General features: G+C 44.3%; 17 protein-coding genes, 2 tRNA genes and 2 rRNA genes. 8 read left to right on the top strand and 13 right to left on the bottom strand.

The features are described 5' to 3' along the window. Nucleotides 1–157 precede the first annotated feature (157 nt). The 6 genes from HADU_RS12490 to tyrS form a co-directional block, all read right to left on the bottom strand. Nucleotides 158–3,051, bottom strand: a 23S ribosomal RNA gene (locus HADU_RS12490). 461 nt (nt 3,052–3,512) lie between these two features. After that, nucleotides 3,513–3,588: transfer RNA gene (locus HADU_RS12485), tRNA-Ala, on the bottom strand. Nucleotides 3,589–3,632: 44 nt separating this feature from the next. Next, nucleotides 3,633–3,709: transfer RNA gene (locus tag HADU_RS12480), tRNA-Ile, on the bottom strand. 61 nt (nt 3,710–3,770) lie between these two features. Then, nucleotides 3,771–5,308 (bottom strand): 16S ribosomal RNA (locus HADU_RS12475). Together the 16S and 23S rRNA genes with 2 tRNA genes alongside form the textbook arrangement of a ribosomal RNA operon. Before the next feature lie 735 nt (nt 5,309–6,043). Further along, nucleotides 6,044–6,337 (bottom strand): hypothetical protein, encoded by a 294-nt coding sequence (locus HADU_RS12470; RefSeq protein WP_008306955.1) that lies wholly within the window; start codon nt 6,335–6,337, stop codon nt 6,044–6,046. A gap of 534 nt (nt 6,338–6,871) precedes the next feature. Next, the gene (gene tyrS / locus HADU_RS12465) at nt 6,872–8,104 is read right to left on the bottom strand and encodes a tyrosine--tRNA ligase (protein WP_008306954.1); all 1,233 of its coding nucleotides are present in this window, start codon (nt 8,102–8,104) and stop codon (nt 6,872–6,874) included. 63 nt (nt 8,105–8,167) lie between these two features. On the opposite strand from tyrS, the gene HADU_RS12460 reads away from it, so the two are divergent. Continuing rightward, nucleotides 8,168–9,295, top strand: a complete 1,128-nt coding sequence (locus tag HADU_RS12460; protein ID WP_004813956.1) for an anhydro-N-acetylmuramic acid kinase — start codon at nt 8,168–8,170, stop codon at nt 9,293–9,295. Nucleotides 9,296–9,367: 72 nt separating this feature from the next. Here HADU_RS12460 and HADU_RS12455 read toward each other — a convergent pair whose 3' ends face one another. From HADU_RS12455 to HADU_RS12440, 4 genes are all read right to left on the bottom strand, one after another. Beyond that, nucleotides 9,368–10,657 carry a lytic murein transglycosylase gene (locus HADU_RS12455; RefSeq protein WP_008306952.1) on the bottom strand — a complete coding sequence of 430 codons (1,290 nt, stop codon included), beginning with the start codon at nt 10,655–10,657 and terminating at the stop codon, nt 9,368–9,370. A 693-nt stretch (nt 10,658–11,350) separates the two neighbouring features. Continuing rightward, nucleotides 11,351–12,472: a 5-(carboxyamino)imidazole ribonucleotide synthase gene (locus HADU_RS12450; RefSeq protein WP_004813959.1), complete on the bottom strand. Its 1,122-nt coding sequence runs from the start codon at nt 12,470–12,472 to the stop codon at nt 11,351–11,353. Nucleotides 12,473–12,488: 16 nt separating this feature from the next. After that, nucleotides 12,489–13,001 carry a 5-(carboxyamino)imidazole ribonucleotide mutase gene (purE, locus tag HADU_RS12445; protein ID WP_004813961.1) on the bottom strand — a complete coding sequence of 171 codons (513 nt, stop codon included), beginning with the start codon at nt 12,999–13,001 and terminating at the stop codon, nt 12,489–12,491. Between the two features lie 196 nt (nt 13,002–13,197). Then, on the bottom strand, nt 13,198–13,539 hold the full coding sequence (locus HADU_RS12440; RefSeq protein WP_004813962.1) for a DMT family protein: 342 nt from the start codon (nt 13,537–13,539) through the stop codon (nt 13,198–13,200). A 5-nt stretch (nt 13,540–13,544) separates the two neighbouring features. Between HADU_RS12440 and HADU_RS15575 the strand changes: the two genes are divergently transcribed. The 3 genes from HADU_RS15575 to HADU_RS12430 all read left to right on the top strand — a co-directional run bounded on the left by HADU_RS15575 (nt 13,545) and on the right by HADU_RS12430 (nt 16,458). Beyond that, nucleotides 13,545–13,718: a hypothetical protein gene (locus tag HADU_RS15575; protein WP_017401641.1), complete on the top strand. Its 174-nt coding sequence runs from the start codon at nt 13,545–13,547 to the stop codon at nt 13,716–13,718. A 51-nt stretch (nt 13,719–13,769) separates the two neighbouring features. Then, complete coding sequence (mpl, locus tag HADU_RS12435; protein WP_004813964.1) at nt 13,770–15,131, top strand: UDP-N-acetylmuramate:L-alanyl-gamma-D-glutamyl-meso-diaminopimelate ligase; 1,362 nt, start codon at nt 13,770–13,772, stop codon at nt 15,129–15,131. A 415-nt stretch (nt 15,132–15,546) separates the two neighbouring features. Continuing rightward, on the top strand, nt 15,547–16,458 hold the full coding sequence (locus tag HADU_RS12430) for a zinc-binding dehydrogenase (protein ID WP_008306943.1): 912 nt from the start codon (nt 15,547–15,549) through the stop codon (nt 16,456–16,458). A 63-nt stretch (nt 16,459–16,521) separates the two neighbouring features. On the opposite strand, the gene HADU_RS12425 is transcribed toward HADU_RS12430, so the two are convergent. Next, the gene (locus tag HADU_RS12425; RefSeq protein ID WP_008306942.1) at nt 16,522–16,992 is read right to left on the bottom strand and encodes a BLUF domain-containing protein; all 471 of its coding nucleotides are present in this window, start codon (nt 16,990–16,992) and stop codon (nt 16,522–16,524) included. Between the two features lie 190 nt (nt 16,993–17,182). On the opposite strand from HADU_RS12425, the gene HADU_RS15425 reads away from it, so the two are divergent. Then, nucleotides 17,183–17,566, top strand: coding sequence for a hypothetical protein (locus tag HADU_RS15425; protein WP_005220468.1), 384 nt, complete (start codon nt 17,183–17,185; stop codon nt 17,564–17,566). Here the strand turns inward: HADU_RS15425 and HADU_RS12420 are convergent. Together HADU_RS12420 and HADU_RS12415 are read right to left on the bottom strand one after the other, a co-directional pair. Next, nucleotides 17,520–17,813, bottom strand: a complete 294-nt coding sequence (locus HADU_RS12420) for a GNAT family N-acetyltransferase (RefSeq protein ID WP_008306938.1) — start codon at nt 17,811–17,813, stop codon at nt 17,520–17,522. The genes HADU_RS15425 and HADU_RS12420 overlap by 47 nt on opposite strands. Before the next feature lie 106 nt (nt 17,814–17,919). After that, the gene (locus HADU_RS12415; protein ID WP_004813975.1) at nt 17,920–18,201 is read right to left on the bottom strand and encodes a GNAT family N-acetyltransferase; all 282 of its coding nucleotides are present in this window, start codon (nt 18,199–18,201) and stop codon (nt 17,920–17,922) included. 154 nt (nt 18,202–18,355) lie between these two features. Here HADU_RS12415 and HADU_RS12410 point away from each other — a divergent pair, with 154 nt between their 5' ends. The 3 genes from HADU_RS12410 to guaD all read left to right on the top strand — a co-directional run bounded on the left by HADU_RS12410 (nt 18,356) and on the right by guaD (nt 22,370). Beyond that, nucleotides 18,356–19,540: a sugar transporter gene (locus HADU_RS12410; RefSeq protein WP_008306936.1), complete on the top strand. Its 1,185-nt coding sequence runs from the start codon at nt 18,356–18,358 to the stop codon at nt 19,538–19,540. Nucleotides 19,541–19,871: 331 nt separating this feature from the next. Next, the gene (locus HADU_RS12405; RefSeq protein WP_008306934.1) at nt 19,872–20,837 is read left to right on the top strand and encodes a TerC family protein; all 966 of its coding nucleotides are present in this window, start codon (nt 19,872–19,874) and stop codon (nt 20,835–20,837) included. Nucleotides 20,838–21,035: 198 nt separating this feature from the next. Beyond that, nucleotides 21,036–22,370 (top strand): guanine deaminase, encoded by a 1,335-nt coding sequence (gene guaD, locus HADU_RS12400; RefSeq protein WP_008306932.1) that lies wholly within the window; start codon nt 21,036–21,038, stop codon nt 22,368–22,370. Nucleotides 22,371–22,581 lie beyond the last annotated feature (211 nt).

Genomic DNA, 22,581 nt, shown 5'->3' with positions numbered 1-22,581 from the left:
TCTTATTTAGATGCCAATGCTTGGTCAAATGAGTTTAACAGATAATATCTGAGTTGCAGTATTTTGTTCTTTAGCGTTCACTAAATCAAGTTTTTGTTTGATCGTTAGATCAATATGAAATCAATTGAGCGTTACACAACAACTGTTTGGGTGTTGTATAGTCAAGCCTCACGAGCAATTAGTATTGGTCAGCTTCACATATCGCTATGCTTCCACATCCAACCTATCAACGTCGTAGTCTTCAACGGCTCTTTAGGTGACATAAAGTCACAGGGAAATCTTATCTTGAGGTAGGCTTCCCGCTTAGATGCTTTCAGCGGTTATCCCTTCCGAACATAGCTACCCGGCGATGCGACTGGCGTCACAACCGGTACACCAGAGGTTCGTCCACTCTGGTCCTCTCGTACTAGGAGCAGATCCTCTCAAATTTCCAGCGCCCACGGTAGATAGGGACCGAACTGTCTCACGACGTTCTAAACCCAGCTCGCGTACCTCTTTAAATGGCGAACAGCCATACCCTTGGGACCTGCTTCAGCCCCAGGATGAGATGAGCCGACATCGAGGTGCCAAACACCGCCGTCGATATGAACTCTTGGGCGGTATCAGCCTGTTATCCCCAGAGTACCTTTTATCCGTTGAGCGATGGCCCTTCCATACAGAACCACCGGATCACTAAGACCTACTTTCGTACCTGCTCGACTTGTGGGTCTCGCAGTTAAGCGCGCTTTTGCCTTTATACTCTACGCGTGATTTCCGACCACGCTGAGCGCACCTTCGTACTCCTCCGTTACTCTTTAGGAGGAGACCGCCCCAGTCAAACTACCCACCAGACATGGTCCTCGTCCCGGATAACGGGACAGAGTTAGAACCTCAATATTACCAGGGTGGTATTTCAAGGACGGCTCCATGGCAACTAGCGTCGCCACTTCAAAGCCTCCCACCTATCCTACACAAGTAAGATCAAAGTTCAATGTCAAGCTGCAGTAAAGGTTCACGGGGTCTTTCCGTCTAGCCGCGGGTACACCGCATCTTCACGGCGATTTCGATTTCACTGAGCCTCTGCTGGAGACAGCGCCCCCATCATTATGCCATTCGTGCAGGTCGGAACTTACCCGACAAGGAATTTCGCTACCTTAGGACCGTTATAGTTACGGCCGCCGTTTACTGGGGCTTCGATCAATAGCTTCGCTTGCGCTAACCACATCAATTAACCTTCCAGCACCGGGCAGGCATCACACCCTATACGTCCACTTTCGTGTTTGCAGAGTGCTATGTTTTTAATAAACAGTTGCAGGGGCCTGGTTTCTGAGGCTGCCAACAGCTCAAGGAGCAAGTCCTATCACCGCCGGCAGCGTACCTTCTCCCGAAGTTACGGTACCATTTTGCCTAGTTCCTTCAGCAGAGTTCTCTCAAGCGCTTTGGTCTACTCGACCTGACCACCTGTGTCGGTTTCGGGTACGATTCCTGTTTAACTGAAGCTTAGAGACTTTTCCTGGAAGTATGGTATCAGCCACTTCACTGCACAAGTGCAGCTTGCTATCAGTTCTCAGCATAGAGTACCCCGGATTTGCCTAAGATACATGCCTACAACCTTCCACCTGGACAACCAACGCCAGGCTGACTTAACCTTCTCCGTCCTCTCATCGCATTAAACAGAAGTATTGGAATATTAACCAATTTCCCATCGACTACGCCTCTCGGCCTCGCCTTAGGGGTCGACTCACCCAGCCCCGATTAACGTTGGACTGGAACCCTTGGTCTTTCAGCGAGCGGGTTTTTCACCCGCTTTGTCGTTACTCACGTCAGCATTCGCACTTCTGATACCTCCAGCAGACTTCTCAATCCACCTTCATCGGCTTACAGAACGCTCCCCTACCACTTGCAATAAATTGCAAATCCGCAGCTTCGGCATATAGTTTTAGCCCCGTTACATCTTCCGCGCAGGCCGACTCGACTAGTGAGCTATTACGCTTTCTTTAAAGGGTGGCTGCTTCTAAGCCAACCTCCTAGCTGTCTATGCCTTCCCACATCGTTTCCCACTTAACTATAATTTAGGGGCCTTAGCTGGCGGTCTGGATTGTTTTCCTCTTGACTACGGACGTTAGCACCCGCAGTCTGTCTCCCGGATAGTACTCATTGGTATTCGGAGTTTGCATCGGTTTGGTAAGTCGGGATGACCCCCTAGCCGAAACAGTGCTCTACCCCCAATGGTATTCGTCCGAGGCGCTACCTAAATAGCTTTCGGGGAGAACCAGCTATCACCGAGTTTGATTAGCCTTTCACCCCTATCCACAAGTCATCCCCTGGCTTTTCAACGACAGTGGGTTCGGTCCTCCAGTCAGTGTTACCTAACCTTCAACCTGCTCATGGATAGATCACCCGGTTTCGGGTCTATACCCAGCAACTAAACGCCCTATTAAGACTCGGTTTCCCTACGGCTCCCCTATTCGGTTAACCTCGCTACTGAATATAAGTCGCTGACCCATTATACAAAAGGTACGCAGTCACCGAACAAGTCGGCTCCCACTGCTTGTATGCATGCGGTTTCAGGATCTATTTCACTCCCCTCACAGGGGTTCTTTTCGCCTTTCCCTCACGGTACTGGTTCACTATCGGTCAGTCAGGAGTATTTAGCCTTGGAGGATGGTCCCCCCATATTCAGACAAGGTTTCACGTGCCTCGCCCTACTCGACATCATCATATCAGCCCTTTCGTGTACAGGACTATCACCCACTATGGTTGCACTTCCCAGAGCATTCCACTAAAACTGATATGACTTAATGGGCTGTTCCCCGTTCGCTCGCCGCTACTGAGGGAATCTCAATTGATTTCTTTTCCTAGAGGTACTGAGATGTTTCACTTCCCTCCGTTCGCCTCGTATGACTATGTATTCATCATACGATACCTGGCTTATACCAGGTGGGTTTCCCCATTCAGACATCTCCGGATCACAGGATATTTGCCGCCTCCCCGGAGCTTTTCGCAGGCTATCACGTCTTTCTTCGCCTCTGACTGCCAAGGCATCCACCACATGCACTTAATTACTTGACTATACAACCCCAAACAGTCGTTAATCCTTACAAGTAAGATTAACAACAAGATCAACTAGTAAACTAGCCTTTCTCACAGTTAGAGTTTCGTGCACTTAAGCACTGTACAGCTTCAATTAGATTCATATACCAAAACGCTTGATTCAGTTTAATCGCTAGAACTCATTTCTTAATCTTCATGTCTCAGTAATAAATTACTGTTAATGTTGATCTTAAAACGAGTTTGAACAAATTATTTCAACTCAAATATATTCTGTTAATGATTCACTGTATCCTCGTCGGACTACAGTCAACTGTGATAAATCACAGAGCTTAATAACAATGCCGCGCATTATACGCAACTTAATCACTAAGCTCTATAAGCTATCAGTTCGTTTGCTTACTACGTAGTCTTTCAACTGCGCGAAGCGTAGCTTCTTGCTTAAATTTCAAGGAAAAGCATGCTTTTCTTATCTTGAAATTTGGTGGAGACTAGGAGAGTCGAACTCCTGACCTCCTGCGTGCAAAGCAGGCGCTCTACCAACTAAGCTAAGTCCCCAGCTTATCATATAGGATTCAATGTTCTGATTTTCTGTTTGCAGATGGTGGGTCTGACAAGACTTGAACTTGTGACCCCACGCTTATCAAGCGTGTGCTCTAACCAACTGAGCTACAGACCCTCAGATACATCGTCATGAAGAACAACTTGTTGTGGATTCTTACCAATCGTCAATCTTTCGTTAAGGAGGTGATCCAGCCGCAGGTTCCCCTACGGCTACCTTGTTACGACTTCACCCCAGTCATCGGCCACACCGTGGTAAGCGTCCTCCTTGCGGTTAGACTACCTACTTCTGGTGCAACAAACTCCCATGGTGTGACGGGCGGTGTGTACAAGGCCCGGGAACGTATTCACCGCGGCATTCTGATCCGCGATTACTAGCGATTCCGACTTCACGCAGTCGAGTTGCAGACTGCGATCCGGACTACGATCGGCTTTTTGAGATTAGCATCCTCTCGCGAGGTAGCAACCCTTTGTACCGACCATTGTAGCACGTGTGTAGCCCTGGCCGTAAGGGCCATGATGACTTGACGTCGTCCCCGCCTTCCTCCAGTTTGTCACTGGCAGTATCCTTAAAGTTCCCGGCATGACCCGCTGGCAAATAAGGAAAAGGGTTGCGCTCGTTGCGGGACTTAACCCAACATCTCACGACACGAGCTGACGACAGCCATGCAGCACCTGTATCTAAGTTCCCGAAGGCACCAATCCATCTCTGGAAAGTTCTTAGTATGTCAAGGCCAGGTAAGGTTCTTCGCGTTGCATCGAATTAAACCACATGCTCCACCGCTTGTGCGGGCCCCCGTCAATTCATTTGAGTTTTAGTCTTGCGACCGTACTCCCCAGGCGGTCTACTTATCGCGTTAGCTGCGCCACTAAAGCCTCAAAGGCCCCAACGGCTAGTAGACATCGTTTACGGCATGGACTACCAGGGTATCTAATCCTGTTTGCTCCCCATGCTTTCGTACCTCAGCGTCAGTATTAGGCCAGATGGCTGCCTTCGCCATCGGTATTCCTCCAGATCTCTACGCATTTCACCGCTACACCTGGAATTCTACCATCCTCTCCCATACTCTAGCTTTCCAGTATCGAATGCAATTCCTAAGTTAAGCTCAGGGATTTCACATCCGACTTAAAAAGCCGCCTACGCACGCTTTACGCCCAGTAAATCCGATTAACGCTCGCACCCTCTGTATTACCGCGGCTGCTGGCACAGAGTTAGCCGGTGCTTATTCTGCGAGTAACGTCCACTCTCTTTAGGTATTAACTAAAGGAGCCTCCTCCTCGCTTAAAGTGCTTTACAACCAAAAGGCCTTCTTCACACACGCGGCATGGCTGGATCAGGCTTCCGCCCATTGTCCAATATTCCCCACTGCTGCCTCCCGTAGGAGTCTGGGCCGTGTCTCAGTCCCAGTGTGGCGGATCATCCTCTCAGACCCGCTACAGATCGTCGCCTTGGTAGGCCTTTACCCCACCAACTAGCTAATCCGACTTAGGCTCATCTATTAGCGCAAGGTCCGAAGATCCCCTGCTTTCCCCCGTAGGGCGTATGCGGTATTAGCGTTCCTTTCGGAACGTTGTCCCCCACTAATAGGCAGATTCCTAAGCATTACTCACCCGTCCGCCGCTAGGATATGTAGCAAGCTACATCTCCCCGCTCGACTTGCATGTGTTAAGCCTGCCGCCAGCGTTCAATCTGAGCCATGATCAAACTCTTCAGTTTAAAATCAATAGTGCTTTATTCAAAGCACCAAATCTTGGCTCATCAATTTTCTGACAAATATTTCTCAAATAAACTTCGAGTAATTTCTACCATCAATCAATGAAAATAATTTCGATCAATCAACCAGTAAAAATCCACACAAGTTGTTCTTCATAATCTCTTAATGATCTTTCTAACACCTCGTCAGTGCCAGAAGCTGGACTTAAAACACCGGATAACTCAGCATCTCGCTTCGTTCATCACCGTGTATCTCGTCGGTATGGGTGCATTCTAGAGGATTTCAGAATCATTGCAACCCCCAATTCACTATATTTTTCACGTATGTATCTTTTTTCTACGAAAATCACTAAAAAATCGCTTTTTTATCTAAAATTTAACCGTTTTTTTGAAATAAAACCTGTATTCAGTGCAATTCATTTTAAAACGGTTATTTTCATTAAGACCTAATAGCTCTCAAAAAAGTACTAAATCTTAATAAGACTGTGAAATTTCAGCTCTGTATTCAGAATTTTTCAAAACTTGCTTATATCAGCTTACATATTTTGCTATTTTCTATCCGACTAATAGATATAGGTCCTATCAGTAAAGTCAGTTTGCTGCTTTCATAGCGACTTCTTTTTCTAGTTCCAGGTTTTAAAAAGTAAAAATAGTCGAATCAGCCGTATTCAGCTTTATATAAGTTACGAAACCTGACTTTTTAATATCTATATAAAGCCAAAGAGAATATTAAGATAGCTAAGCTACGTATTGGCGATACTTATGTCCCACCCAGTGATGCATGACTTCTTCAATCACTTCTTTCTTACCTTTATAGTCCTCAGCAGCAAATAACAATTTAGCCCGACGAGGTAACCGCTCTTTGACTAAGGAAAAGAGAAGATAGTGTGATGCGAGATCGAGTTGCTGTAATAAAGTATATGCCTGTTTAAAAGATTTCTGTTTCTGCTCAGGCGTATCGTATTCAAATAGAAAACGTAAAATAAAATCAATTTCCTGATCAAAAATATCCTGAGTCCGATAGTGATACATAAACACTGCTTACCCTCTTATTTTAAATTTCTAGATCTTCTTTGAGACCTGATGTGATCAGCATACTGATAACTTTCTGGATGTCAGTATCTATCCGGCGATCTGTAGTGGATTTAAAGCAAATAAAAAATTTGATTTTTAAAAGATAATATAGAAAGGAAAAGTGGAGTTTTTCAAATAAAAAAGGAAGAGATCTCTCCCAAAATCTCTCCCTCGGAATTGAATCTTTACCCGATCCAGTATGTCATTATTATAGTTATTTGCTTCAGTATCTTAAAAAAAGTCTCTTGGGGAAGAGACTATAAGTTGTGGAGTTATTTATTATTACCACTACCCTCTAGATGTGCTTAAAGCGAATTCTCTAGATGAATAAATCTTATACATAATAATAGGGAAACGCAAGGGATTCGGCAAAATTTAACTCTTGTTTTTATAAGGTTTTTTTTGAATTTGCTTATTTGATTTTTGAATATAGAGTCATATAAAAAAAAGCAGGCCGAAGCCTGCTTTTAATTCAATAACTTAGAAAGTGTCTTAATTAACAAAGGTCACTTTTGCAATCGCTTTTTTGCTCGCCTGAACAATCAAAGTCACGTTTTCTTTCACAGAAAAAGACGTATCAACTGGTTGCCAGTCTACTTTTACTGCACCACGACCCAGCGCATCTTTGGCTTGTGCCGAGTTTTTAGTCAGACCCGCTTCACGCAGGATTGAAGTAATAAAGATTTCACCACCGAACTCGCTTAATGAAATGGTTACTTCCGGTGTGCCTTCAGGAAGTTCACCCTCAGTAATGATATTACCCGCGCCTTTATGTGCATGCTCAGCAGCCTCGCTTCCATGGAAACGCTCAACCAGTTCCAGTGCAAGAATGCGTTTCACTTCCTGTGGATTACGACCTTCTTCAATCTCTTTCAGCAATACCTGAATTTCCTCTACAGATTTGAAGCTAAGCAGATCGAAATAACGCTCAATCAACGAATCCGGCATTGACAGTACTTTCTGGTACATTGCACCCGGCGCATCAAATACGCCAATATAGTTACCTAAAGATTTAGACATTTTATTAACGCCATCTAAACCTTCAAGAATTGGTACTGTAATACAGACTTGTGGCTCCTGGTCATAACGCCCCTGAAGAGTACGACCCATCAACAAGTTAAAGGTCTGGTCTGTACCACCCAACTCTACGTCTGCTTCTAGTGCTACTGAGTCATAACCTTGTACCAGTGGATACAGGAATTCATGAATCGCAATCGGTTGCTGGTTGTTATAACGTTTTGTGAAGTCATCACGCTCAAGCATACGGGCAACAGTTTGCTGTGATGCCAGTTGAATCAGATCAGCAGCAGTTTTTTGTGCAAACCATTCCGAGTTAAACACCACTTTGGTTTTGTTTGGATCAAGAATTTTAAATACTTGTTCTTGATAAGTTTTAGCGTTTTCTAAAACTTGCTCTCGCGATAATGGTGGACGTGTTGCACTTTTGCCGGTTGGATCACCGATCATCGCAGTATAGTCACCAATCAGGAAGAAAACTTCGTGGCCCAGGTCTTGGAACACTTTTAGCTTATTGATCAGTACAGTATGACCTAAGTGCAAGTCAGGTGCAGTGGGGTCAAAACCCGCTTTAATTTTTAGTGGACGATTCTGCTTTAATTTCTTTAGAAGATCTTCTTCAGAAATAATTTCGTGTGTGCCTCGTTGGATGAGGGCAAGTTGTTCTTCAGCCGGCAGGAAATTTGACATCACAAAACCCAAATACATCAGTTATTCAATTTGTGCGATATACTAACACTTTTTCAGCATATTGCAGGCTTAAGAATAACCATGACAGCGATCTATATTGGGGTAATGACCGGCACAAGCATGGATGGTGTCGATATTGTTGCTGCTTCTTTTGATCCACTCCAGCTTCATGCCACCCTCACCCTACCTTTTGATCATGATCTTCGTGATGAATTGATGGCGCTTACACTGCCAGGCGATAATGAAATTGACCGCATGGGTAAAGCAGATGTTGCGCTGGCACAGATGATTGGTCATGGTATTAATGCGCTGATAGAAAAAAATAAGCTGGATCGCACACAAATCAAAGCCATTGGCTCACATGGACAGACTATTCGCCACCGTCCTGAACATGGTTTTACACTGCAGATCGGTGATCCAAACATTATTACTGAAATTACCCAGATTCCAGTGATTTCCGATTTCCGTCGCCGTGACCTGGCGGCTGGTGGCCAAGGTGCACCGCTAGTTCCGGCTTTCCATCAGGATATTTTTCAGCATGACAGCATTCACCGGGTGATTCTAAACCTGGGCGGTATTGCCAATGTCAGTATTCTACCTGCCGGTCAGCCAGATCAAGTCTACGGCTTTGATACTGGTCCAGCCAATATTCTGATGGATGCCTGGTGTGAGCGTTATACCGGCCAGCCTTTTGATGAAAATGGCAACTGGGCAGCCTATGGTACACCCATCCGTAGCCTGTTAGATCGTTTGCAGGAACATGCATTTTTCTCCAAAGAACCCCCTAAAAGTACTGGCCGTGAAGACTTCAACCTAGAATGGCTGGATGAACAGATTGCCGACTGGCGTAGCGCTTTAGAATATGATGAGCTGGAAGATACTCCAGAAAATGTTCAGGCGACGCTCATGAAGCTCACCACACGTGCCATTAAAAAAGCGATTTATCGCTCTGGTCTGGATACAGGTGAAGTCTATGTTTGTGGAGGTGGTGCTTATAATTCACATCTACTGGAACAGCTGCGCTGGCGTTTGCGCAAACATCACTGGAGTGTGCAAACCACAGCTGATTTAGGCTTAAATCCAACATGGGTCGAAGGTACTGCCTTTGCCTGGCTGGCGATGCGCTTTATGAATCAGCTGAGTGGCAATTTGCCAGCTGTGACCGGGGCTTCAGGCTATCGTGTGCTCGGTACGATTACAGCAGTTTAATCTCATGAACTCTTATAACTATATATAGGTATAAAAAGGTCTGCATTATTGCAGACCTTTTTTCCATCTCTGTTATTGCATCATCAGTTTGGCATTCTCATTCCGAAACGCACGTAAAATCTGCTGACCTGCCCGTCCGGTTGGAGTTAAGCCTAAACGGATCTGCTCTTGGCGGATCGCCTGACGGGTTTTATCCCCAATCAAACCATCCACTGCACCAATGTCATAACCTTTATTGAGCAAAAATTGCTGAATCTCTCGACGTTCTGCACGTGATGTGCCAGCATCATCGGTTGGCCATGTTTGCACCAAGCCACCTTTACCTTGCAAACGATCTGACAGATGTGCAATGGCTAAAGCATAGCTTTCGGCTGCATTATAACTATAGATGGCGTCAAAGTTTTTAAAGACCAGGAACACCGGGCCATTGGCACCGGCAGGCGCCAATAAACCAGCTTGAGAGGATTCCGATAAATTCCCTTGAACTAATGCCGAACCATCGGCACGAACCAGACCTTGATTGATCCAACTACTCAAGGATTTTTTATTACGACGCCCTTCACCCAAAACTGACATACCTTGAGGAATTTTGACTTCAAAACCCCATGGCTGCCCGGTTTGCCAGCCGCGTTTTTTCAAGAAGTTGGCTGTTGAAGCCAAGGCATCCGGGATGCTGCTGACGAGATCACGACGCCCATCACCATCAAAATCGACCGCCAGTTCATCATAAGTGGATGGCATAAACTGGGTATGACCAAAAGCTCCTGCCCATGAACCTTTAAGCTGGTTTTCATAGACATCACCACGTTGCAACAGCTTCATGGTAGTAAAGAACTCACCACGGAAATAGCTTTGACGACGACCTTCACAACTCAAAGTACCGAGTGCCTGCAATAAAGGATATTTACCAGAAATATCACCATAATTACTTTCCACGCCCCAGACTGCCACCACAGTTTCAGCCGGAATGCCATAAGCAGCACTAACTCGATTTAATACGTCGCGATGCTGCTGTAATTTCTGACGACCCTGCTGTACGCGCTCCTCATCGACCAGACCAGACAGATAGTCCCAAATTGGCGTTGAGAATTCTGGCTGATAGTTGAGTCTTTCAATTACAGAATAATCAGGGGTTAAATTTTGAGTATATCGGTCATAGGTCGCTGCATGGACACCTTTAGCGAGTGCCTGGGGTTTTAATCCAGCCAGACAGCTTTGAAATGAACTGGAACTTGGCGTATAGATGCCAGGACTCGAGGACAGCTTTGATGTACTTACACGCTGTCCATTAATGATCAGTTCAGCCTGTGCCTGAGAGGCAGCCAGAACGATTGAGCCAAGAAAAAGTGCAAGCCGTTGCATAGTACCCTTGAATACTTATATTTCGAATTATGTTCCTATTCACCTTATCAGCTTGTGGATAAAATTAAAGCACAAATACGTAAAATTTAAATTCATATTTTCTTCACTTTTAAATTTATTTGTAAGTTTTGAATTTAAAAACTTATCCACAAGATGCTTTAAATTCAAATTTGAACTAACTTTTAAATTTAAATTCAAAGCCATGTTATCAGCCTTTTAAATTCAAAATTGACTGTATGGATAACCAACATCACATAAGCTTAATAACAAGTAATTGCAGACACTTAGGATTTAAATTCATTTATAAAATACAAGAAGGATTTTTAAATTCAAAACTTTGAATTCATTCCTTGGCTTTTAAATCTATTGTTTTGAATTTAAATTCAAAATAGAAAATTTAAATTCAAATGACCTCTTTTTAAATTTGAATTTATTTCTATGAATTTAAATTCAAAGTACACTTTGTAAGTTTTAAATTCATTTTAAATTTAAATCTGCATAGCCGAACTAATGCAGTAACAGATTAAATTTGCATCAATTATTTATAAATTATTGTCTGTTTTATAAGCAATTGATTTTTAAAATAATCCGATAAATGGCAGGGTATTTTCAAAGAGGCGCAATCATGCCTGAAAGCCGACAAATAAAAAAGCGACCACAGGTGTGATCGCTTTTTTATCAGCAAGTTAAAGCTTAGATGCTCATATCTTCGCTCAATGCCAATGGATTCGGTAAAATCTTCGCCAGTTGACGACATAGCGTAGTCAATTGTGCACTGTCGGTTGGCATTAGGGTGATGTGACCAATCTTACGGCCTTCACGTTCTGACTTATTGTATAAGTGCAAATGCGCGCCTTCCAAGGCTAGAACATCTTCAGATTTTGGATGTTGACCGATGATATTCACCAGCACGGTTGGACGGATCACCTCAGTTGAACCTAAAGGCAATCCAGCCACCGCACGCACATGGTTTTCAAACTGCGAACACACTGCACCTTCAATCGACCAGTGACCTGAATTATGCACACGGGGTGCCATCTCGTTGGCGTATAGCCCCTTATCTGTCACAAACAGCTCAAGAGTTAATACACCCACATAGTTCAGATGATTCAGCAGGCGAGTAATATAGTCCTGCGCGACTGGCTGCAAGTCCGCACTGTTGGGTGCAGGTACAATCGAATGAGACAGAATGCCATTATGATGATGATTTTCAGCCAATGGCCAGGTCTTCACATCACCATCTTGACCACGTACCGCAATAATTGAGACTTCACGCGAGAAGGTAACAAAACTTTCTGCAATCAGTTCACCGGCAGGACCCAGTTCTGCCCAAGCCTGATCAATCTGATCTGCTGTACGCAGTACAAACTGGCCTTTGCCATCATAACCGCCACGTGAAGTTTTCAGTACGATTGGCAAGCCCAGCTCCGCGACAGCGGCTTTTAAGCTTTCTAGAGAGGTGACTGCTTTATACGGTGCTACCGGAATTGCCAATTCATCAAACAGGGCTTTTTCAGACAGACGATGCTGTGCAATTGCCAAAGCCTGACGTGGCGGATGCAGGTCTTTGTTTTTCGTTAAAACATCTACATCCGCCAGTGGTGTATTTTCAAACTCAAGGCTGAACACATCTGCACTGTTGATAAAGTCTTGCAGACCATTTTCAGCCTTGGTGGAAAATACCGGACCTAATGCAGCCGAAGGGCAGTCTGTAGTGGCTTCAAAGAAAGTACATTGAATGTTTAAAGGCAATGCCGCTTGTGCCATCATTCGACCGAGCTGACCGCCACCAAAAATACCGATGGTTTTATCCATTGTGTTTTATCCCGTATTAAGCTTGGCCTGGAATATTGTTGCTAGCGACTTTATCCGTTTGTGCAGCACGGAAATCTGCAACATTTTTCGCGATGTCTGGACGGGTCAGACCTAAAATTTGCGCTGCCATAATGGCTGCATTGGTCGCACCTGCTGGCCCAATCGCCAAGGTACCCACGGCAATACCTGCTGGCATTTGTACAATTGAAAGCAATGAATCGACACCATTTAAAATCGAAGATTTTACCGGCACACCCAATACCGGCAGATCGGTTTTTGCGGCACACATACCGGGTAAATGCGCTGCACCACCAGCACCGGCAATAATTACCTGAATACCACGATCACGTGCTTGTTCTGCATATTCAAACAGACGGTCAGGGGTACGGTGTGCAGAAACGACTTCGGCTTCAAATGGGACACCAAGCTGCTTAAGCATATTGGCAGTGTGTTCGAGAGTTGCCCAGTCTGATTGAGAACCCATGATAATACCTACTAGAGGAGCATCTTGTGCAGCAGCCGCATTCATTGCAATGTTTCCAGAGATTAAAGTAAGAGAAGATAAATCTCGACGAGAGAGCCAAGCTTTAATGGGAGTGCGTATTATAGACTGAAAATTCAGCTTCATAAAATTTAACGGTCAAAGCAAGGCCCGATTTTTCTTATTTTTTAATGAAATCTCAAAATCTGTAATAAAAATAGGGAAGTACACCACTTGAATGATATTAGGGGCTACGGAACACGAAATAGACACAGCCACACAGGCATAATCCTGCCCAGAGATAATCCAGTTTAAATGGCTGTTTAAACATAAATAGCATAAAGGGCACAAAGACCAGTAGCGTCACCACTTCCTGGGTGATCTTCATCTGACCGACTGCGAGTCCGTGTTGCGCCATCAGCCGTGTTGCAGGAATCATCAGGCTATATTCAAATAAAGCAATGACCCAGCTAAATAAAATGATCTTCCACATTGGGGCATCATGCGGCAAAAATTTCAGATGACCATACCAGGCCAATGTCATAAAGCAGTTTGCACAAATAAGCAGGAGCAGGGGCCAGAACATAGCGGATGCCGGTAGAAAATTTACAGGATATTTTACGGATTATTGCAGCAAAAGATAATCGTGAAGCTTGGTTTTTTATCACATCTAGCATCGTTTCTTCACATAAAAAATCACGCCAGAATGCCTATCTTTTCCCGCAAAGCCTTGCTATCGTTGCCGGTAAATCGAATAAATCATGACAACAGCACAGAAAACAAAGTGATGTGTCAGTACAAAATGGAGTGAAGTAGATGCATCTGCATATCTTGGGCATTTGTGGCACCTTTATGGGCTCGCTGGCCTTACTCGCGCGAGACCTCGGACATAAGGTGACAGGTTCAGACCAGAACGTGTATCCACCAATGTCGACCCAACTGGAAAATGCAGGCATTACTTTAATGCAGGGCTATGACCGTAGCCACCTACAACCACATCCGGATCTGGTCATTGTTGGTAATGCCATGAAGCGTAGTATTGATGCCGTGGAATATATGCTGAATGAAGGTCTGCCTTATATTTCCGGGCCACAATTTCTTGCAGATCACGTACTGCAAGGTAAACACGTGTTAGGGGTAGCCGGTACGCACGGTAAAACCACGACGACAACAATGCTGGCGTGGGTACTAGACCAGGCAGGGTTAGAGCCAGGCTTCCTGATTGGCGGTGTACCACTGGGCTTTTCTGAAAGTGCACGTTTAGGTGGCGGCAAATACTTCTGTGTAGAAGCCGATGAATACGATTCTGCTTTCTTCGACAAGCGCTCCAAGTTCGTGCATTACCATCCTAAGACTGCGATTCTGAATAATCTGGAATTTGATCACGCCGATATCTTTGATGATCTGGCCGCAATTCAAAAACAGTTCCATCACTTGGTACGCACTATTCCGTCTGAAGGTCGCATCATTGCACCGATTACGGAAACCAATATTGATGAAGTACTAGAGCAGGGCTGCTGGACACCGATAGTTCGCACTTCACTGGATGCCAATGAAAAAGCTGAACTCTCTGCACAACAGTTGTCTGCTGATGGTTCACATTTTAAAGTGCTTCAGCATGGCGTAGTGAAAGGCGAAGTAAAATGGAATATGACGGGTCAGCACTCTGTTGCCAATGCTCTGGCAACTATTGCTGCTGCTGAGCATGTCGGTGTATCCATTGAAACTGCCTGTGAAGCACTCTCCAATTTTGGCGGTGTAAAACGCCGTATGGAGCTGCTCGGTACGGTACGTGGTATCGAAGTCTATGATGATTTTGCCCATCATCCGACTGCAATTGATACTACCCTCGACGGCGCACGCAAGCGTCTGGGTGAACGTAAGCTTTGGGCGATTATTGAACCGCGTTCGAATACCATGCGTATGGGCAGTCACAAAGAGGGTTTGGCTTATTCAGCACGTCTGGCGGATGAAGTGATCTGGTATCAGCCTGAAGGTCTGGATTGGGATCTGCAACCTGTGATTGAGGCTGCACCAAATAAAGCTGTGGTAGCACGTACTTTGGATGAGATCATTCAAACTGTTGTTACTGAAGCAGGGGAAGGCGATGCTGTGGTGATCATGTCCAATGGCGGTTTTGGTGGCTTGCATCGGAAACTGATTAGCGCCTTACAGTAAATTATCTAAATCAATACTTGTAGCCTTTATTCCATAAGATTTCTCAAGGATCGTAGATACATATCTATGGTCCTTTTTTAATATAAAAAATACTTAATTTTTTAAGGAATTAACTATTTTACCAATGATCTAATCCTAAAGTCCTGCTAGCTTAAAGTCATTACGTGTTTCTCAGCTGACAGTCGTCATAGCTAAATACGACTGCCAATCCTCCACAATAATCACTAAAAAGGATAGTTGCCATGTCAAATACAATGAAAGCAATGGTTTACTATGGCGCCAATGACATCCGCTTTGAAGAACGTCCCATCCCGAAAATCTTGCAGCCCGATGATGCCGTTATCAAACTGACTAAGGTCACGATCTGCGGGACCGACCTCGGCATCTGGAAAGGTAAAACCCGGAAATTGAACAGGTGGCAAAAGAAAAAACTGGCGACTTTAATGGCCGGATTCTCGGTCATGAAGGCATTGGCATCATTGAAGAAGTCGGTTCAGCAGTCAAAAACTTTAAAAAGGATGATCGGGTCATTATTTCCTGCGTCAGCCGCTGCGGTACCTGTGAAAATTGCCAGAAACAGCTGTATGCACACTGTCGTAATGACGGTGGCTGGATTATGGGTTATATGATTGATGGTACCCATGCCGAATATGTCTGTACACCTTTTGCTGACACTTCTCTTTACCATTTACCTGAAGGCTTAAATGAAGACGTCGCCGTCTTCCTGTCCGATATCCTGCCAACCTCACATGAAATTGGTGTGCAATATGGTGATGTCAAACCGGGTGACAATGTCGCGATCGTAGGTGCAGGGCCAATCGGGATGAGTGCCTTGCTCACTGCTCAATTTTATTCTCCAGTCAATATTATTATGGTAGATATGGATGATAACCGGCTGGAATTTGCCAAAACGGTAGGCGCAACTCATATCGTTAACTCTGGTAAAGAAGATGCCATTCAAAAGATTTTAGAAATTACCGATGGACGCGGTGTCGACTGTGCCATTGAGGCGGTAGGGGTAGAACCGACCTGGAATATTTGCCAGCATGTCGTGAAAGAGGGTGGACATATCGCCAACGTCGGCGTACATGGTAAAGCAGTGAATTTTGAACTGAACAAACTGTGGATTAAGAACCTGACCATTACTACCGGTCTGGTCAATGCCAATACCACTGGCATGCTGCTCAAGACCTGCTGTTCCGGCAAAATACCACTAGAAAAACTGGCCACGCATCACTTTAAATTTAACGAGTTTGAAAAGGCCTATGATGTGTTTAAACACGCGGCTGATGAAAAAGCCCTAAAAGTGATGATTGACATGAACTAATGCAAATCAGACAAAAAAAGTCCGCCATGCGGACTTTTTTATTTTTAGTCTGGATTCACCAGATCAGAAATAGGGGACATAACCACGTTGTTTATAACCCTGAGGTGAAACCAGCTGTTGATGATTTTCGTCAACACGATACAAGATCTCGAGCAAGCCATCCAGATCTTGCTGGTTCAGATAATGCGGCTGAAAAGTGCTATGACCCAGCTTGGAAAAGAACGAAGCAATCTCGCTATGCTTATGTACATATTTCATCGACCACTCAGCAAAGCTTGGCGCTTCCACGGTTGTATCAGCGAAACGATACACCTGCTGATGCCGACGGTCTTTCGAAATACTTTGAAAAAGCTGCTCTACAATCTCAGGTTCACCCTGCAAACACTGGAAAAACTTTCCATGTGCATAATACAGTGCTCCATAGATCTGATGCTCATAATTGAACTTTCGTGCAATTGCTAAAATATCACTCAGGTCTTGTAATAGATCTTGTTCTGTTTCGATGCGCATACTGGCATAACAGAGTTGTAGCATGAATGATTCCTTTAAATTTCAAGTATTGATTTTATAGTCAATATATTGGGTTTAGGTTATTTTTTAATCAAATATCAGCTATTTCTTACACTGTTTTCAGTTTGCATTTTGTAGCTAAATTATTAAAAATTAAAGAGACATCATTGAAAAATAATTACTCGAATGATAATGCTTTTAATGAGGGTGAAACATGCTAAAAGATCTTTTCATCACGTTAAGCTTGTTATGTCTGTGTTTCGCGCTAGTCATCGTGTTGCATAGCTGGGGCTTGCAACGTGAGATTAACATGCTGATCAGCAGCATGCTATTAACTTGGGCACTATTGATTTGTGTGGATCATCGCGCCTTTTTTCAGACCAGCATCTCCCTGATCATCGTTATTTTGATCATGCTGCAACAGTATGAACAGATTGTCTGGATGGGATTAGGACTCTTCAGTGGCACTCTGCTTTATAGATTGCCACAAGCCCATAAACAGGGCTTATCGTCTTTTATCCATTTGAATCTTTTTATTCCAACGGGGTGGTTTAAAAGGCTAAAGTCGCTACGTCATGTAAATTCCGATCACGCTTAAACATGACATGCACATAAGAGCATTGTGGAATAATTTTCAGCTGTTTCTGACGTGCAAATTCGACCAGAATATCCAGCATTTTACGGGCCACACCTTTACCACGCAGTGCATGTGAGACCCAGGTATGGTCAGCAACAATGGTGTCCGGTTCACGCCATTGATAAGTAATTTCTGCTACGCGCTGACCATTGTCTTCCATGTAAAATACACCGCCGCGCTTTGAGTCCTGATGTTTGATGTCGCTCATTTTCTTACCTGTTGTACTAATCCAGGATCAACCTGTTATATCGTCATATCCTCATCCATTAAACATCTTATAGATGTTTAGTCCCATCTTTGAGTTAGATGAAGTCCTACTGAAGTACATCCCGTATGCTTTCATTTTTGTCAAACACCGACTTGGCAAAAGGGCAGAGTGGAATAATTTTCAGAGCATGCATTCTGGCAAAACCGACCGCAGCTTCGACCAGCTGCTGTCCAACACGCTGTCCGCGTAGGCTGTCATCCACCCAGGTATGATCAATAATGAACTTATCATCACCTGCCCGGGAATATGTCATCTCTGCCAGGCGCTGGTCTTTCTGCGCCACATACCATTCCCCTTTAGTTCCTTGTTCCTGGTGTTCAATCTGCATAGGTTTACCTCAAGATTTTATCTCAGACTGCCATAGTCCTCAGCTTTACAATGTTGCAATTTTTTTAATTCCGCTGAGTAAAATTACAGCCTGCCTCATGTGAAATTTTCTGGCAAAAGCATAGAATGTGCCGATCCTGTATTGATCCTCCCTCATGTCTGCTTCTGCTCAACCTCTTTCTGTTACACGCCAATGGATCTGTGTGATTACCTTGGCCTATGCCGCTTTTATTTTTAATACGACCGAGTTTATTCCAGTAGCACTACTGAGCGATATAGGAAAGAGCTTTGCCATGACTCCAAGAGAAGTCGGGCTGATGCTGACTATTTATGCCTGGGTAGTCGCATTACTGTCTTTACCGATCATGCTACTCACTAGAAATATTGAACGCCGTTTCCTACTTACACTGCTATTTATGGTCTTTATTGCCAGTCATGTGCTGTCTTATTTTGCCTGGAGTTTCATTGTCCTGGTTATCAGTCGGATCGGAATTGCAGTTGCTCATGCACTGTTCTGGTCAATCACGGCATCACTGACAGTGCGTGTAGCACCGAAAGGAAAAGAATTTCAGGCCTTAGGCCTACTATCTACCGGTACTGCGATGGCAATGGTACTCGGGATTCCTTTTGGCCGGATGATTGGCGAAGCGTATGGCTGGCGTAACAGTTTTGGGCTAATTGCAGTAATTGCCACGTTAGTCTGCTTTATTCTGGTCAAAACTTTGCCACATTTACCGAGTATTAACTCAGGCTCCTTTAGCAGTTTAAAAAGCCTGATCAGACGACCCAGCCTGATGCTACTTTTTGCACTGACTGTATTGGTGATCAGTGCCCAGTTCACAGCCTATAGTTATATCGAACCTTTTGCGTTGAATGTGGCACATTTCAGTTCTGCACAGACCACAACATTGCTGCTGATCTATGGCGGAGCAGGCTTCCTGGGTTCCTACTTGTTTGGTAAATTTGCACCACAGTTTCCACGACTGACGATTCCATTTTTCACTTTAGGGCTGGGTATATCGATGCTCTTGCTATTGCCAATGTCAGTGAGCCTTTTTGGCTTAAATAGCCTGAGTCTTATGTGGGGAGTCAGTATTATTGGTTTTAGTCTGGCTTTACAGGCAAAGACTTTAAACCTCGCCTCAGATGCCACCGATGTAGCCATGGCAATCTTTTCAGGTTTATACAATGTCGGGATTGGTGGGGGTGCATTACTCGGCGGGATCGTGACCGCGCAAATTGGCTTGGGCTGTATCGGCTGGATGGGAGGATTATTGGCATTTTTTGGATTTGCGCTTAGTGTGTTTCTGGTACGCCGTCCTGATTTTCTTAAAGCTTAGTGAATGATTTTTGTAAATAAAATTGTATCCCTAATTAAAATCTGTCATGCTTAATTTATATTGAGCTATCGCTCAGACAAAATTTAGTTTGAACAAGGGGAGTAGCCTCCTCCAAACGTTTAAGAATGAAATTTCAGTTTTTGAACGTGTCAGAATATCGTCATTACACTTTGCAAAAAGTCGGTATCTGAGCATCTTTAGGTTACACTTGATGTAAAAAAGTGAAACACTAAGATGTAGGCAAGACCTTGATCATGTTGTTATAGATGTTTTTCATCTGGCAGCTGGTCAAGGTTTTTTTATGGCCAGTCGTCCGATGTGGAGAATTCACATGGAAACCATTGGTACGCTCTGGCTGTATCTTATCTTTTTCGCGATTGTCGCAGTCATGCTGGTGATCGATTTTGTCGGCTTTAAACATCAGCATGGTCAGGAAGTCAAAGTCCGTACTGCTGCCTACTGGAGTATTGCCTGGGTCAGTGTCGCGACTTTATTTGGTGGTGGATTATGGCTGTATCTGGAGCAAACTGCAGGTGCGGCAATTGCCAATACCAAGGTCATGGAATACTTTGCCGGTTATCTGCTGGAAAAATCCCTGGCAATTGATAATGTCTTTGTCTGGCTGATGATCTTTGCCGCCTTTGCCATTCCACCAGCGCTACAACGTAAATTGCTGTTATATGGTGTACTGGGTGCAATTGTGCTCAGAACAATCTTTATTTTTATTGGTGCCTGGTTTGTACAGGAATTCTCGTGGATTCTGTATGTCTTCGGTGCGTTCCTGGTGTATACCGGCTTCAAATTCCTGCGTGGTCAGCATGAAGAAGACAGCAATATTGAAGATATGGCCATTCTGAAATGGCTACGTAAACATATGCGTATCACCCCGCAACTTCAGGGCGATAAATTCTTTGTCCGTCAAAATGGTTTGCTTTGGGCAACGCCGTTATTCTTGGTGCTGATTCTGGTCGAAGCCTCTGATGTCATCTTCGCAGTCGATTCTATTCCGGCTATTTTTGCTGTCACCACCGACCCCTTCATTGTGCTTACTGCGAACCTGATGGCAATTTTAGGCCTGCGTGCAATGTTCTTCCTGCTCTCGGGTGCAGCCTCAAAAATGCATTATCTGCCTTATGGCCTAGGTTTGATTTTGGTCTTTATCGGCTTTAAGATGCTGATGCTGGATGTATTCCATATGCCGATCTGGATTTCACTGAGCTTTATTGTGATTGTCTTGACTGTGACCGCGATCTTGTCGATTCGTCATAGCAAGAAACATAACGAAACTACGCTGTAAGATTAAGCATCAAAAAAGCCTGCATCAGCAGGCTTTTTTATTTGTCTACAAGTTTGGCTGCACACACATGCTCTGTTGAAATTACGCGTGATTATTTGATCTCATAAAAAATACGCATGGTTAAATATGAATGTTCATATAAACATGCTAATTTTTCAGCTACAATCAATCGAAAAAATCAAAAAGCGCAGGTTTTAAATGTCTTCTATCATTGCAACGACGGCAGTACGCGGTCGCTTCCTGGATATCAAGAATACGGTTGCCCAAGCGCGTGAAATTCACGACCAAGTGCGATATGTAGAAGATGGCTTGCTCATCAGCCAGAATGGTGAGATTCAATGGTTTGGCAGCTGGGAAGAGGGGCAGCAGCATCTGCCTGAAGGAGTGCAGGTGGCTCATTATCCTGAGCAGCTGATCGTACCAGGTTTTATTGATACCCATATCCATTTTCCGCAAACCGAAATGGTCGGTGCTTATGGTGAACAACTTCTAGAATGGTTAAATACCTATACTTTTCCGACTGAGATCCAGTTCCAGGATCCAGCTTATTCAGAAAAAATTGCCGAATTTTTTGTAGAAGAATTACTTAAAAACGGCACCACGACCGCATTGGTCTTTTGTACCGTCCATCCTGAATCAGTCAATGCTTTATTTAATGCAGCGACGACGCGTAATATGCGTCTGATTGCGGGTAAAGTGCTAATGGACCGTCATGCACCGGAAGCACTGACGGACACCGCAGAAACAGCGTATACCGACTCTAAAAAGTTGATTGAAAAGTGGCATGGCAAGGGCCGTAACCTGTATGCGATCACGCCACGCTTTGCTCCAACTTCGACAGCTGAACAGCTGAAAAAAGCAGGACAACTTAAAGCGGAATATCCGGATGTGTATGTGCATACTCATCTCAGTGAAAACAAGAATGAGATTGCCTGGGTCAAGGAATTGTTCCCAGAACATCAGGGTTATTTAGATGTTTACCATCACTATGGTCTGACCGGTTCTAAATCGGTATTTGCTCATTGTGTGCATCTGGAAGAGCAGGAGTGGGATTGCATGCATCAGACCGACTCGGCTATTGCCTTCTGTCCGACCTCAAATCTGTTCCTGGGCAGTGGTTTATTCCCTTTGAAAAAGGCTTGGGACAAAGGCGTTAAAGTGGGACTGGGCACCGATATCGGGGCAGGGACCTCATTTAATCAGCTGCAAACCCTGAATGAAGCCTATAAGGTGCAGCAGTTGCAAGGTAATAAACTGTCTGCCTTTGAATCGCTATATCATGCGACACTAGGTGGAGCCAAAGCCTTGAGTCTGGAGGATCAACTCGGCAACTTTAATATCGGTAAAGAAGCTGACTTTGTTGTATTAGATCTGAATGCGACGGCGTTACAACAGCTGCGTCAAAGCAAAGCCAAAAATATTGAAGATGCATTTTTTGCACTGATTATGCTGGGTGATGACCGTAATATTGCAGCGACTTATGTTTCTGGAGAGGCGGTTTATGTCAAAACAACAGCTCAGGAAAAAGCCTGAAAAATCACGCCGTCGCATATGGTTCATGCTATCAGCAATAGCCATTGGCTGCGCTTTTTTACTCAAGCGCGATTCACAATTGCCGAAAAAATGATTACATTAACACAGGGCAAAACAGGTGCATCTGCCTGCTGGATGTATTAAAATTGCTGATATATCAGGTGTTGCAGGTCAACACCTTTTTTATTTTGCTATTTTTACTTTTTAGGTA

This window comes from Acinetobacter sp. HA, assembly GCF_000264725.1.
Classification (GTDB): domain Bacteria; phylum Pseudomonadota; class Gammaproteobacteria; order Pseudomonadales; family Moraxellaceae; genus Acinetobacter; species Acinetobacter schindleri.
The sequence above is the reverse complement of the archived record's forward strand: the minus strand, read 5'-3'. Positions and strand labels throughout refer to the sequence as shown.